The organism is Streptomyces sp. NPDC087270 (assembly GCF_044744625.1).
GTDB lineage: Bacteria > Actinomycetota > Actinomycetes > Streptomycetales > Streptomycetaceae > Actinacidiphila.
Genome location: NZ_JBIUYR010000018.1, coordinates 42,203 through 55,796, shown reverse-complemented (window position 1 = coordinate 55,796; position 13,594 = coordinate 42,203). Strand labels below are relative to the sequence as shown.

The following is a 13,594-nucleotide window of genomic DNA, read 5'->3' as shown; positions in this document are numbered from 1 at the left end:
GGGCGACGTTCCGGGGCGGAGACGGGGATGGAGCCCGATCCGGCCTCCGTCGAAGGCGCGCCGCGGTTCGGCTCGTTCGGGGCAGGGTGCGAGGGCCGGGCGCCTCAGCCACCGAGGCGATTGTCGACATACGCGCCGAGGGTCCTCGCACATGCGCTCACACCGCCGGCCGTTTCCGCGCCGCCCGGCGTGCGTCCGCCGCCAGGCCCCCCGACCCTGACGCCGGACGGACGCGTCCCGGCGGCGGGGTCCGGAACCGAGCCCGGCGACCGCGAGCTCACGCCCCGGGAACAGGCCCGGCGGCGGGAACGGAACCGGGGCCGGGATCGGTCTCGGGATCGGTCTCGGGGCCGGACCCGGGGCCGGACCCGGGGCCGGACCCGGGGCCGGACCCGGGGCCGGACCCGGAAACGGGACGAGGGCCAGGCACGGGATCAGGATCGGGCGCAAGGACGTCCTCCGCCTCCGCCAGGCCGGTCCGGGGCCGACGCAGCAGCAGGAACCAGGCCGCCAGCCAGCCCGCGACGCCGACCGAAACGAGCTGTACGCGGAAGTCGACGGCGGCGACCATTCCGGCGCCGACCGCGGCTGCCACCGCGGTCGGCGCGAAGACGACCGTGCCCGCCGCGGCTGCCACCCGCCCGACCAGTTCGGGGCCGGTGCGCTGCTGCACGGTGGTGAAGGCCGCGACGATCACCCACGGCAGCCCGACCCCGATGGCCAGGGTCCCGACGATGCAGACCGGCAGGGACGGTACGGCCCGCACGGCGGCACCCGCGGTGAACAGCATCAGCCCGGTGGCGGCGAAGACGCGTTCCGGCAGGCGGCGCATGACCGCTCCGGAGACCACACCGGCGACGATCGAACCGCTGCCCTGCACCGCGTAGAGAACGGCGACGAACGCCGGCGGGCGGTGCAGTCCCGAATCCGTCATCGCGTAGATGGCGGCACTGCTCACCCCGGACAGGAACATCGCGACGGCGCCGCCGGCCACCAGCCGCAGCAACAGCCTGTCGCTCCGCAGGTGCCGGATGCCCTCCGCGGTCTGCTCGCGCCAGCCGCCCGCAGCCGGGGCGGGGGGCCGTTCCCGGACCCGCAGCGCGGCGAAGGCGAGGGCGGCGAGCACGAACGTGGCCGCGTCGAGTACGGCGACCGAGCCGCCGCCGAAGCGCAGGAAGAGCCCGGCGCCGGCGAGCGGGGCGAGCAGTTTCATCGCCTCGTTCACCGTCATCCGCAGGCCGTTGAAGTCGCCGCGCAGATCGGGCGGGATCGCGGCGGTGACGATGCCGGCCTCCGCCGCGTCCGTCAGGACCGAGGCGGCCCCGATCAGGGTGAACACGGCGAACAGCAGCCACACGTCCCGTCCGGTGCGCACCGCGAGGAGGACCGGCAGCAGCGCGGCGAGGGCCGCGTTGGTCCAGATCAGCAGCGACCGTCGGCGCACCCGGTCGGCGACGGTGCCGAGCACCGGGCCCACCAGAGTGGGTCCCCACACGCAGAAGGTCACCGCGGCGGCAAGGCTGTCGGAGCCGGTCAGCGTCTTCACCCAGATCCCGGCGACCAGCATCATCGCCGAGTCACCGAATCCGGAGACCAGTACCCCGCCGAGGCACGTGGTCGCGGTGCGGTCCCCCAGGACCCTTCTTACCGTCATGACTCCCAATATATTCATTGGGAGTTCGGGAGCAACCCCCGAGTCCACCACCCCGGCAGGGCCTCTGCTCGACATCACACTCGGCGCGTCACCCAACGGCACGGTGTAATGGGCCCATGACGGCGACCGACCCCCTCCTGCGCGCCCTGGCCCACCCGCTGAGACTGCGGATGGTCTCCCTGGTCTGGAACGTGCCGCTGTCGGCCGCCGAACTCGCCCGCGAGCTGGGCGTATCGCACGCTCTGGCCAGTCAGCACCTGCGCCGACTGGACGCGGTCGGGCTGGTCGAACTCGCCGAGGTACGGTCCAACCGCGGCGGCAGGGAACGACGTTATCGCGCGGTGCACGCCTCCCCGCTGTCCGACCAGCGGCACGAGGCCGCCCCGCTGCTCGCGGAGGCGCTCGCCCACAACATGCGGGATCGCGCGGCGCGGCGCGCACCGGACGCGGAAGGCGTCACGTCGGACCTGGAGTTGTGGGTGGCACCGGAGGTGTGGGACGGCTTCCGGCGGCGACTGGCCGCGCTGTTCGACGAGTTGCACGACGCGGCGCAGGCGCCGCACGCCGCGGGCACGGTCGGTATCGGGGCGTCCGTGATGGCATTTCCGCTGGCGGAGCCGGACTCGCGAAACTCCGGCCACCCGGAAGAGTGAATCCGTGCGATTCGGCATTCGAGCCGGAACAACAACCGGTCACGGTGCGTTTTCCCATGCACAGGCAGTAATCGACCGGTATCCGTCAGCACCACACCCCACCCAGGAGCGATCATGAGCCCGGCCCCCGCCACCAGCCCGCTGCTGGACCTGCTCAAGGAACAGCGGAACGGAGTGCTCGTCACCCTCAAGAAGGACGGCAGGCCCCAGTTGTCCAACGTGACGTTCATCTACGACGAATCGACCCGGTACATCCGTGTCTCGGCCACTGACAGCCGGGCCAAGACCCGCAATCTGCGCCGCGATCCGCGGGCGAGCTTCTATGTCACGACCCCGGACCTGGGGGCGTATCTGGTCGCCGAGGGAGAGGCGGAGCTGACCCCGGTGGCCGCCGATCCGCACGACGCCACCGTCGACGAGTTGGTCGAGATCTATCGAGCGATCGCCGGTGAGCATCCGGACTGGGAGGAGTACCGCGCGGCGATGGTGGCCGACGGGAGGCTGGTCATACGCCTGCGAGCCGACCGTGCCTACGGCTGGGGCCGCACGCAGGGCGGCACGAGCGGCGCCCTGGACTAGGGTCCGTCATCCGGCTCTCCGCGTCGCGCCGCGCGGGCCAGCCGGCCGGACACCGTCGCCAGGTGCGAGGCCAGTTCGGGCGGCTCCTTCACCTCGAACTCCACCCCGGTCATGCCGATGAACATCGCCAGCGCGTCCATCGACTCGAATCCGGTGGTCAGTTCGCAGGTGTCGGGCCCCCGTGCCGTGAGGGAGCCGAAACCGGACCAGGCGAGTGCGGCGATGGTCTCCAAGGGCGCGTGCAGCACCACCCTGGCCTGGAAGCGGTAGGCACGGGAGGTGACGCCCTCGGCGACATAGGAAGCCGCGTCGTCGGGAAGTTCACGCGGGGTGAAGCGCGGGCCGGTGGGCGACTTGGGCTCGATCCGGTCCACGCGGAAAGTCCGCCAGTCGTCCCGGTCGGTGTCGAATGCGAGGAGGTACCAGCGACGGCCGTGATGGACCAGCCGATAGGGCTCGACAGTGCGGCGGCTGCCGGCGCCGCCGTGGTCGAGGTAGTCGAACCGCAGCTGTTCACGGTCCCGGCAGGCGGCGCCGATGGCGGTCAGCACTTCCTGGCGGACCGTCGCCGTGGCGGGCGCGGCGCGCACGGTGACGGCCTGCATCGCCTGCACGCGGTGCCGTAGCCGTGACGGCAGGACCTGCTCCAGCTTGGTCAGCGCCCGCGCCGAGGTCTCCTCGATGCCCTCGACGCCGCCGACCGCGCCGGTCCGCAGGCACAGCGCCACCGCGACGGCCTCCTCGTCGTCGAGCAGCAGCGGCGGCAGGGCGGCGCCCGCACCCAGCCGGTAGCCACCCGCTGTGCCGGGGGTGGCGTGGACGGGGTAGCCGAGCGCACGCAGCCGTTCGACGTCGCGCCGGACCGTGCGGGCGGTGATCTCCAAGCGCTCGGCGAGTTCGGGTCCCGTCCAGTCACGGCGTGACTGGAGGAGGGAGAGCAGACGCAGCAGGCGTGCCGACGTTTCCAGCATGTCGTTCAGTCTGGCAGCGATTCAGGACAGGAGTGGACCGCAATGTGATCGATCGACGAAGAGCAGGACAGCGTGGCCCGGTGGTCCGCGGCGGGCCCGCGGCGGTTCTCGGCGCGGGGCCGGCGGCGTCCGGGGCGCGAGGCCGGAGCGGCTGCCAGGTGCCGGGGGCCAGGTTCCACCGGCGCACCCCTGACCTCGGCGGCCCGATTCAGCAGTCGCACCCGCAGTCGCAACAATCGCAGCAATCGCCACATTCGCAGCACTGGCAGCAGTCGCCGCAGTCAGCGCAGTCCCCGCAGGAACTGCACCAGGACTCGCGCGGCCGGCCGGTCCAGGCGTCCTCGTGGTCGGTGCAGCACAGTCGGCAGGTGCAGCACAGGCCGGTGTAGACCAGGCAACCGGCGAGCAGGCCGCGCCGGCGCGGCGGTTCGGGCGGCGGCGGGAAGCCTCCGGGGCCGCCCGGTGCACCTGGCTGCCCGGGCGGGTAGGGCTGCTGGTTCGGCGCACCCGGTGCGTAGGGGCTGCCGGTGTACGGGTTCCCGGTATACGGGTTGCCGTTCTGCGCCGCCGGGCCGTGCGGGCAGTTGCCTGCGCCGAACGCCCGGTCCACGGAGCGTCCCAGTTCGTGGACGAGCAGGGTGTGGGCCAGCCGGGCCGAGGCGGTGTCGGCGAAGTCGACGTCACGGAGCGCGAGCCGGATGCCGTGGCGGGCGTCGTCGCACAGTCGCCGGGCCTCGGTGAGGTCGGTGCCGGTGGCGGTGAGCGGGTTCCAGGCGCCGGTTCGGGCATCCTCGGCCAGGTCCTCGACCGCGTCGAGCAGGTGGGCAAGGCGGCCGAACAGCCGTCCGGCCTCCTGGAGCGGGGCGGTGTTGCCCGGGCGACCGGCGAGGACCGCGGTGTGGGCGAAGGCCGCGGCGGTGGCGGTCTCGGTGGGTTCGGTGACGGCCAGCACGCAACTGCCGGGTCCGGCCGCGGCTTCGACCTCGCCCTGCCGGCCGACCGCGTCGAGCAGCAGCGTGGTGTCGAAGCCGAGGTCGCCGCCGGTCCGCGCGCCGGCCTGGTCCCAGCGGCGGGCGACCTTGCGGGCCGCGCGAGCGACAGGGCGGCGGCCGAACGCGCCGTCCCCGTCATCGACATGGTCGCGCACCTTCGCCGACGCCAGCACCAACGAGACCGCCGCGGCCAGCCGGGCGCCCTCGCCCTTCGCGACGGGCGCGGTACGCATCCCGCGCAGCGGGCAGGGCCCCGCGGTGCGTCGCTGGTCGGCGGTGGGCGTGGACTGCGCCTCGACCAGCACAGAGATGATCAGACCGTCGTAATTGGTAGCGACACGGGCGAACTGCCCGTGTCCGTCGCGCAAGGCGAGGCACAGACCACACAGATGCGCCAGCCAGGAGGCCGCCATGCCCTCCGACATCCGATGCCGGCAAGGCCGAATGATTCCGAACACGCTTCCCACTCCCCCGTCGGACCCGGAACTCGCGGTGCGGCGGCACGGGGCGGCGACCACCCCTCGGATGGTCCGCCGGCCGCCATGCGCCCACCGCCACCTGCACTTTGACCTTCGGTCAGGTTTCAGAACCCGACCGGCGGTCATGTTATCGGTGCGGTCCCCCGCTTCCGTACGGCCGTACGGCCCCCGAAATCACCCGATCGTGGAGGACGTTCCCATCGCATCGTCAGCTCTCCGATGCCTGCCCCTGCTTGACGGTGCGCCACTATCGTGTGTGCCAGTACCGTCACAAAGCGCCTGCGTGGCGCCTATCCCCTTGGCGCATCACCCTCATCATGGATGACGATAGGACTAAGCGGACGGTACAGACCGCGTGCGAGAGAGGAGGCGTCCATGGGTTCGGTTCGACGGGCGAGTGCCTGGCTTGGCCTCGTCGACGACAACGGCGGCGAGGGTTACTACGACGAGGAGTACGCCGACTACGGCGAGGGCCCGGAGCGCGCCGACACGTGGGTGACCGACCCGCGGGTTCGGATCGCCACCGAGTCGGCCGAGGGGGAGGGCCGGCGGATCGCCACGGTGACGCCCGACGGCTTCCGGGACGCACGCGGTATCGGTGAGTTGTTCCGAGACGGCGTGCCGGTGATCGTCAACCTCACCGCGATGGAGCCCTCCGACGCCAAGCGCGTCGTGGACTTCGCCGCCGGGTTGACCTTCGGTCTGCGCGGCTCCATCGAGCGGGTGGCCACCCGGGTGTTCCTGCTGACCCCGGCCGACTACTCCGTGATGAACGCCGACTCCCGCCGCGGTGGCGACGGCTTCTTCAACCAGAACTGAGACCGGTTCCGGCCGCACACCGGCCGGGACCGGTGGCCACCGCCTTCCGTGGGCAACGCCTCACCCGCGGAAGGCATCGAAACCCGTGAGCGCCTTGCCCAGTACGAGTTGGTGCATCTCTACCGTGCCCTCGTAGGTGAGCACGGACTCCAGGTTGGTCGCGTGCCGCATCACCGGGTACTCCAGCGAGATGCCGTTGGCGCCCAGGATGGTGCGCGCGGTGCGGCAGATCTCGATCGCCTCGCGCACGTTGTTGAGCTTGCCGAAGCTGACCTGCTCCGGGCGCAGCGTGCCCGCGTCCATCCGCTGCCCGAGGTGGTGGGCGAGCAGGATGCCCTTGTGCAGTTCGACCGCCATGTCGGCGAGCTTCGCCTGGGTGAGCTGGAAGGCGCCGATCGGCCGGCCGAACTGCTCCCGCCCGCGCGCGTACTCCAGTGCCGCCTCGAAGCTGGCCCGGGCCGCGCCCATCGCGCCCCACACGATGCCGTAGCGCGCGTGGTTGAGGCAGCTCAGCGGGCCGCGCAGGCCGGTGACCTCGGGGAGTACCGCGTCCGCGGGCAGCCGTACGCCGTCCAGCACCAGTTCGCTGGTCACCGAGGCCCGCAGGCTCCACTTGTGACGGATCTCCGGGGCGGAGAACCCGGGGGTGTCGGTGGGGACGACGAAGCCGCGCACCCCCTCCTCGGTCGCCGCCCAGACCACGGCCACCCCCGCGACCGACCCGTTGGTGATCCACATCTTGCGGCCGTCGAGCACCCAGTCCGAGCCGTCCCGGACCGCCCGGGTGCGCATGCCTGCCGGGTCGGAGCCGTGGTCCGGCTCGGTCAGCCCGAAGCAGCCGATCACCTCGCCCGCGGCCATCGACGGCAGCCAGCGCTCCTTCTGCCCGGCCGAGCCGTAGCGGTGGATGGCGTACATCGCGAGCGAGCCCTGCACCGACACCAGCGAGCGGATGCCGGAGTCGGCGGCCTCCAGCTCCAGGCAGGCCAGGCCGTACTGCACCGCGCTCGCGCCCGCGCAGCCGTAACCGGTCAGCTGCATGCCGAGGGCGCCGAGGGAACCGAGTTCGCGCGCGAGTTCGCGGATCTCGGGCAGCTCGCCGCGCTCGTACCAGCCGGCCACGTGGGGCAGCACCCGGTCGGCGGCCCATCCGCGCACGCTGTCGCGCACCGCCCGGTCCTCGGCGGTGAGCAGATCGTCCAGACCCAGCGGGTCGTACGGGTCGAAGGGCGCCCTGGACGCTGGGGACATGGGTGGACCTCCGGCCCGTAAAACTAGCACTGGTAATCGCGGCTCGGCGCCGACGTTACGGCTCAGTCCCTCGCCCGTCCAGAGCGTACGGCGCCCGGGCGCGCGGAGGCGGAGCGTACGGCGGAGTGCTCGGCGTGCACCGGCCACGGCCGTTCCCCGGCGGGAGGCGCCACGGGATCGGCGGCAGGTTCCGCGTCGCCACGGCCAGGACGGCCAGGGAGGGCGTCCTCCGCCACGGACTCGGCACTCGGCAGGCGCTCCTCGCCCACCCCGCACTCCATCACCGGCGGCAGCCGCCTCGCCGCCCACGCGCCCGACAGCAGCAGCACCACGCTGACCACGAGCGTCACATGCAGGCCGTGCACGAAGGAGTGCCGTGCGGCGTGTCGCAGCGCCGCACCCGGGGCGCCGCCGACCCGGTCGGCCACGTCGTACGCACCGCCCAGGGACTGGTCGGCCGCGGTGGTGTCGGCGGCACTGATCCCGGGGGCGCGCGGCGCGTAGACGGCGTTCATCACACTGCCGAGCAGCGCGATGCCCAGTCCGGCACCGAGTTGGTACGCGGTCTCGCCGACCGCGGCCGCCCCGCCCGCCCGGTGCGCGGGCGCCTGGCTGAGCATCGACTCGTACGCCCCGAACAAGGTGGCCTCCAGGCCGAAGCCCAGCGCGACGAAGACGACGGTGAGCAGCATGGGGCGGTCCTGCTGACCCATCGCGGTCAGCGAGAGCACGGCCAGCGCGGTGAGCAGGAAGCCGCAGCCGACCATCCGGCGCGGCCCGAAGCGGGCCAGCGCCCGCGAGCCCGCCAGCCCGCCGGCCATCGCGGCGAAGGTGAGCGGCAGCAGGCGCAGTCCGGTATCCAGCGGGCTCAGCCCGAGCACGAGCTGGAGGTACTGCACCGCGATCAGTTCCAGCCCGACCAGCGCCAGCATGGCCAGCACGATGCAGCCCACCGAGGTGGAGAAGGCCGCCTGGGCGAACATCCGCACGTCGATCAGCGGGTGGGCGAGGCGGCGCTGGCGCCGGACGAAGAACACCAGCAGGGCCAGGCCGAGCAGCAGCGGCACCCAGACCGTGGGGTCCACGGGGGCCGCGCCGGCGCCGAACCGCTTGACCCCGAAGACCGCGCCCAGGATGCCCAGGGCGGCCGCCGCCGCGCCCACCACGTCCCAGGGGCCGTCGCCGCAGCCGCGCGACTCGGGCAGCAGCACCCGGCCGAGCGGCAGCATCACGGCCATCAGCGGGATGTTGACCAGGAAGACCGAGCCCCACCAGAAGTGCTCCACCAGGAAGCCGCCGAGCACCGGCCCGACCGCGGCCCCGACCGCGGCGACCGCGCTCCACACGCCGATCGCCGTCGCCCGCTCGCGCCGGTCGGGGAAGACCTGCCGCAGGATCGACAGCGTGGCAGGCATGATCATCGCACCGCCGGCGCCGAGCAGCGCACGAGCGGCGATCAGGATGTCCGGACTGGGCGCGAAGGCGGCCATCGCCGAGGCGGCACCGAAGAGCGCGTAGCCGATCAGCAGCACCCGGCGGCGGCCGATCCGGTCCCCGAGCGTGCCGAAGAGGATCAGCAGCGACGCGGCGATCAGCGGGTACGCGTCGACGATCCACAGCAGGTCCTGTGAGCCGGGCCGCAGATCCTCGGTGAGCGCGGGGACCGCCACGTGCAGCACGGTGGCGTCCAGCGCGACGATCAGCAGGCTCGCGCACAGCACGACGAGGATGGTCCAGCGGCTGACCGGCCGCGTCATAGGCGTACCTCCACGGCTGACTCCGTGACTCCCGGGCGGGTGAAACGCCAGCGTACGTGACCTGGATGTGCCCGGCCCGACCTGCGGCGGTGCCCGCCGGTAGGGTGAGGGCCGCCCCGGACGGAGTAGCGGCCGCGAAAGAACCGCAACCGGTACGGCTCCCGGCCGGACGCCCGCGTCCGCCCGGCCCGCGCCCGGCCCGCTCCTGCCACCCGCCCGGCGCAGCCACGGCACCGGACCGCCGTCATCGGCGCCGTCAACGGAGTCGTCGTCGCCACCCTCAAGGCCGGCACCGCGCGGCCTCGGCGCCGCTCCGTTCCGGCTGTACCCCGGGCGCCCGGCCCGCACCGGCCCGGCGTTCGGCCCGCCCGTGCACCCCGCGCAGGCCCGGCCATCACGCGGGAAACCCTGAATAAATTCGAGGGAAATAAGTATCGAATAAGAACATGGGCATGTGAGTATCAACACCCGAACATAAACTCCACGGCCTCCTCGCATTCACCTCAATCACCGTCCGCCAAAGGGGTGGTGAGACGCACTCCACATCACATCGTCATTACAAATCCGGTCGTGAGGCGGTTGCATGCCATCACACGCTGTAACGTCGTTTCAGTGCGTACCGATAACGGGCCCGACCGCGCGGCGGAGCGACCGGCGAGCCGTGGCCTGCCGCGGATGAGTCGAACACGTGTGTGGCTGTTCGGCCTCACCGTCGCCTCCTACGTCGCGATCGTGGTCGGCGTGGTCACCACCTCGAAGCTGGTGACGCTCGACTGGCAGGTCATGCTGTGGCGCCCCTACAAGCAGTGGCCCCAGATTCACGCGTTCCTGGACTACTTCGTCGTCCTCGGCCAGCGCGGCCCCACCGCCGTGATGGTGCTCGCCTGGCTCGGCTGGCGCGCCTGGCGCCACCGCACCCTGCACCCCCTGCTGGTGCTCGGCACCTCGCTGCTGCTGCTCAACATCACCGTGGGGGCCGTGAAATACGGCCTCGGCCGGCTCGGTCCGCATTACGCGACGACCGTCGGCTCCGCGGAGATGTTCGCCGGCGGCGATATATTTCCTTCCGGGCATACCGCCAATGCGGTGGTGACCTGGGGCGTACTGGCCTATCTCGCCACAACTCCGCGAGCCCGGCGCTGGGGTTCGATCGCCAGTGCGCTGCTGGCGCTCGGCGTCGGCGCGACCACCGTCTACCTGGGAACCCACTGGGTGAGCGATGTGCTGCTCGGGTGGGCGGCGGGGCTGCTGATCCTGCTGGCACTGCCGTGGTTCGAGCCGTTCATGGCCAAGGCCGAGGACTGGATCACCGGCGGCTGGAACCGCGTCCGAGGCCGGCGCGCACGGCGTACGGCTCCGGGGACGGCACTGCCGGCCGCTCCCGCCCTGCCCGGCCACCCCAGCGGGGACGGCGAGCCGGACCGCGAGACGGTGGGCTCGACCGCGCAGGTCACCGCGCCGTCCGGCGCCTCGGCCACGCCTGTGGGGCCCTCCGCGGTCACCGCGCCCGCGGGTGTCGCCGCGTCCTCGGCTCCCTCGGCGTCCGTGTCGCCGGCGCCCGTCTCGGCAACGTCCACGGCGTCCGCCGCGCCCGGCGGGGTCGCTCCGACCGCCACGGCGCCCGGCGGCGGGCACACCCCGAGCCGTCCGCCCACGGTGCGCGGCGAGCGCACTCCTCCCGGCGCGGTCGGCTCCCGCCGCCGGCCGGTGGACCGGCAGTCGGCCCGCCCGGTGCCGCCGCTCAGCCAAGCCAGCAGCGCTGTACACGGCCCTCGGCCACGATGAAGTTCAGCCGCCCGAGGACGTACTCCATCGTCACCACCGTCCCGGGCGGCAGGCTGCGGAGCGTGGTCCAGCCGCGCTCCCGGGCCCGGGCTTCCGCTTCCGCCGCGGTGAGGCCGACATAGGCGTCGAGGTCGTCGTCCGGATTCCGGTCAGGCGGGTTCGGTAGCGGTCCCATGGCAGCAACGGTATTCGGTGCAATAGCCGCACGGCGTACGGTGACGGGCGCACACATGTTCCGCACAGTCCCCGCACAAAAAAACCGTCATTTCCGGTGGTTTGCCGGACACCGACAAGTTAACCGCGGCCGGATACGATCGGTGTCCCGGCCACGCGTGCGGGGCCGGCGGAATCCCGCCGGCCCCGTACACGTCGAGGGGTTCGCCGGATGGCCGGCGGTCAGTTGACGGTGAGGACCGTTCCCGGCAGCAGCCGGTTCGGATCGGAACCGATCAGGCTCTTGTTGAGCTCGTACAGCCGCTGCCAGCCGCCGTCCACGTCGTAGGAGCGGGCGATGCCCGCCAGGGTCTCATCGGGCTGCACGGTGTGCACGATGTGCTTGAAGCCGCTCATCCCGATCCGCCGCGAGCACGCCGGCCAGGCGCTCCAGCCCTGCACCCGCAGCACCGCCTCGGCGATGTCGATCTGGTGCTGGGGCGTGGCCAGGTCCGCGCGACGCGCGTACTTCAGGCCGCCGAACAGCTCCCAGGTGGGCTGCCAGAACTGGAGGCCGCCGTAGAAGCCGTTGCCGCTGTTGATCTGCCAGTTGCCGCTGCTCTCGCACATCGCCAGGTCGTCCCAGACCGAGCGCTGCCGGGTGAACGTGACCACGCGCGGGGCCGCGGCGGTCGTCGAAGTGGTGTGGGTGGTCGCGGCAGCGGCGACGGCAGGCGCGGCCGCGGCATGAGCAGCAGCCGGAGCGGCAGCGGCGGACATCGCATCGGCGAGCGGCGCCGCAGAAACCGTAGAGGCCGCGGGGGCTGCGGGGGCCGCGGGGTCGGCGGGCCGCGAACGGCCGGGGGCCACCGCGGACTTCTGGGCGGCGGGCGCCGCGGCGGCGGGCTGGGTCACCAGCGGGAGCAGGGCGCACGCGCCGAGCACGGCGACCGCGGCGGCGGCACGCGGGCCGCGGATGCGCGCGAGGGTGATGCGGCGGACGCCGCCGAGGTGGCGCGAGCGGCGCGCGGCTCCCCACGCCTCTCCCCGCGGGTCGTCCTGGGCGGGCCAGGCCGGGCGCTCCGGCCATGGCCCCTGCACCCCGGGCTCCACCGCCCCGGGCTCCACCGTGCGGGACTTCTCCGTGCGGGACTCCTCCGTGCGCGACCGGCTCGGAGTCGCCGTCCGGGCCGCCTGCGCGACTTGGGGTGGCTGGGTGGTCCGGGTGGTCCGGGCCGTAGTCTGGGCCGACCCGTCCGGCAGCGCTGGCTGAGTTGACTGAACCGGCTGAGCTGGCGGGGCTGACAAATCAGATGAGTCCGACAAGTTCGACAGTTCGATCATCGGGCCACGCTAAGCATGGCCCCACCCCGGAACTCGGCTGGCACGGCCCGCCAGGCCCCGCACCTCACTCATATGGAGCACGCGCGCGAGGCAACCCGTACCCCGCAAACCGTGACCCCCCGCGCGGGCCGTCCGTTGTCACAGTGCGCCGGGACCCGCCCGGCTGCCGAACCTTCGGCCCGCATTCGTGACCGCAGCACCGCACTTCCAAGGAGACTCCGTGGCGCCCATGCTCGACGTGAGTGATGAGGTACGAGCCGAGATCGGCGACGAGGAGACCCAGCGGCTCCTCACCGGCGAGAGCTCGCCGGGCACGTACGACTGCACGTCCTGCCGCACGCCCGGTGACAGCGGGCAGGAGCGGACCAGCACCGTGCTGTTCGTGGGCGACGAGACCGCCGTGCTGGCCTTCGCGCACGCCGCGTGCATCCCCTCGCAGGTCGTGCCGGTGTCCGAGGCCCAGTTGCAGGGTGCGGTGGCCGGCATCTCCGGCGGCGCGCTCGCGGAGAGCCCCGGCGCGGGCCTCCCCGGCGGGCTGCCGCCGCACGCCGAGCCGCGCACCGAGCCGTACGGCGGGCCCGCGGGCGGTGGCGCGGCAGGTGGCCAGGGCGCGGGCGGCCGGACCGCCGACACCCCCGCCGTGCCCGACCTCGACCTCGCGCCCCGGCAGGCGGTGCTGGGCATCACCTGCGGTCTGATCATCGTGGAGGACCAGCTCCGCCCGGCACTGGTCGTCGAGCCGACCGGTCCGGTCGCCCGGGTCGGCTCCACCGGCGGCGGCGACGACTTCCTGCCGCTCCTCATCGAGCAGGGCTTCGTGCCCCAACTCGACCTGGAGGCACGGCCGTCGCCGCTGCCGGGCTGGTCGGTGCTGCTGGCCATGGGCAAGCTGCACGCCGTGCTCCAGCCGGGCGCCAACGGCGGCCCCGCCGCGGCCTGGTGGCAGGCGCACCAGCCGCTCCAGGTCAGCGACGGCTGGCGGGCCGCGGTGCAGCGCGGGAACGAGGTGTACGTGTACGCGGGCCCGGCCGGCTCGATCGGTCGCCAGCCGCGCGAGGACCTGATGCGGGACGCGCTGGCCCGGGCCTGCTCGCGCGGCCAGCTCGTCGCGGCCGCCATGCCGCTGTCCGGAACCTGACCAGCGCAACCTGATCAGC

12 protein-coding genes are annotated in these 13,594 nt (G+C 73.0%); 5 read left to right on the top strand and 7 right to left on the bottom strand.

Going from position 1 to position 13,594, the window contains the following annotated elements:
• Positions 1-277 precede the first annotated feature (277 nt).
• Entirely contained in the window at positions 278-1,654 is a 1,377-nt protein-coding gene (locus ACIPAE_RS30235; RefSeq protein ID WP_402449490.1) for an MFS transporter, read from the bottom strand.
• Between the two features lie 116 nt (positions 1,655-1,770).
• On the opposite strand from ACIPAE_RS30235, the gene ACIPAE_RS30230 reads away from it, so the two are divergent.
• On the top strand, positions 1,771-2,307 hold the full coding sequence (locus tag ACIPAE_RS30230) for a winged helix-turn-helix domain-containing protein (RefSeq protein ID WP_328462455.1): 537 nt from the start codon (positions 1,771-1,773) through the stop codon (positions 2,305-2,307).
• A gap of 114 nt (positions 2,308-2,421) precedes the next feature.
• Positions 2,422-2,886 carry a PPOX class F420-dependent oxidoreductase gene (locus ACIPAE_RS30225; RefSeq protein ID WP_328462457.1) on the top strand — a complete coding sequence of 155 codons (465 nt, stop codon included), beginning with the start codon at positions 2,422-2,424 and terminating at the stop codon, positions 2,884-2,886.
• Here the strand turns inward: ACIPAE_RS30225 and ACIPAE_RS30220 are convergent.
• Together ACIPAE_RS30220 and ACIPAE_RS30215 are read right to left on the bottom strand one after the other, a co-directional pair.
• Positions 2,883-3,857 carry a helix-turn-helix transcriptional regulator gene (locus ACIPAE_RS30220; RefSeq protein ID WP_402449487.1) on the bottom strand — a complete coding sequence of 325 codons (975 nt, stop codon included), beginning with the start codon at positions 3,855-3,857 and terminating at the stop codon, positions 2,883-2,885. The two genes, ACIPAE_RS30225 and ACIPAE_RS30220, sit on opposite strands and share 4 nt — an antisense overlap.
• A 208-nt stretch (positions 3,858-4,065) precedes the next feature.
• Positions 4,066-5,307, bottom strand: a complete 1,242-nt coding sequence (locus ACIPAE_RS30215; protein ID WP_402449485.1) for a DUF5685 family protein — start codon at positions 5,305-5,307, stop codon at positions 4,066-4,068.
• A 396-nt stretch (positions 5,308-5,703) separates the two neighbouring features.
• Between ACIPAE_RS30215 and ACIPAE_RS30210 the strand changes: the two genes are divergently transcribed.
• The gene (locus ACIPAE_RS30210) at positions 5,704-6,147 is read left to right on the top strand and encodes a cell division protein SepF (RefSeq protein ID WP_328462463.1); all 444 of its coding nucleotides are present in this window, start codon (positions 5,704-5,706) and stop codon (positions 6,145-6,147) included.
• Positions 6,148-6,207: 60 nt separating this feature from the next.
• Here ACIPAE_RS30210 and ACIPAE_RS30205 read toward each other — a convergent pair whose 3' ends face one another.
• Both ACIPAE_RS30205 and ACIPAE_RS30200 read right to left on the bottom strand, forming a co-directional pair.
• Positions 6,208-7,398 (bottom strand): acyl-CoA dehydrogenase family protein, encoded by a 1,191-nt coding sequence (locus ACIPAE_RS30205; protein ID WP_402449483.1) that lies wholly within the window; start codon positions 7,396-7,398, stop codon positions 6,208-6,210.
• Positions 7,399-7,460: 62 nt separating this feature from the next.
• A complete protein-coding gene (locus tag ACIPAE_RS30200) occupies positions 7,461-9,155 on the bottom strand; it encodes an MFS transporter (protein WP_402449481.1) in 1,695 nt (564 codons plus the stop codon).
• A gap of 675 nt (positions 9,156-9,830) precedes the next feature.
• Between ACIPAE_RS30200 and ACIPAE_RS30195 the strand changes: the two genes are divergently transcribed.
• Positions 9,831-10,940, top strand: a complete 1,110-nt coding sequence (locus ACIPAE_RS30195; RefSeq protein ID WP_402449479.1) for a phosphatase PAP2 family protein — start codon at positions 9,831-9,833, stop codon at positions 10,938-10,940.
• Here ACIPAE_RS30195 and ACIPAE_RS30190 read toward each other — a convergent pair.
• Both ACIPAE_RS30190 and ACIPAE_RS30185 read right to left on the bottom strand, forming a co-directional pair.
• Positions 10,897-11,115 (bottom strand): I78 family peptidase inhibitor, encoded by a 219-nt coding sequence (locus tag ACIPAE_RS30190; protein ID WP_328462471.1) that lies wholly within the window; start codon positions 11,113-11,115, stop codon positions 10,897-10,899. The genes ACIPAE_RS30195 and ACIPAE_RS30190 overlap by 44 nt on opposite strands.
• A 221-nt stretch (positions 11,116-11,336) precedes the next feature.
• Positions 11,337-12,194 (bottom strand): transglycosylase family protein, encoded by an 858-nt coding sequence (locus ACIPAE_RS30185; RefSeq protein ID WP_402449476.1) that lies wholly within the window; start codon positions 12,192-12,194, stop codon positions 11,337-11,339.
• Between the two features lie 463 nt (positions 12,195-12,657).
• Here ACIPAE_RS30185 and ACIPAE_RS30180 point away from each other — a divergent pair, with 463 nt between their 5' ends.
• A complete protein-coding gene (locus ACIPAE_RS30180; RefSeq protein ID WP_402449474.1) occupies positions 12,658-13,575 on the top strand; it encodes a hypothetical protein in 918 nt (305 codons plus the stop codon).
• Positions 13,576-13,594: the final 19 nt, after the last annotated feature.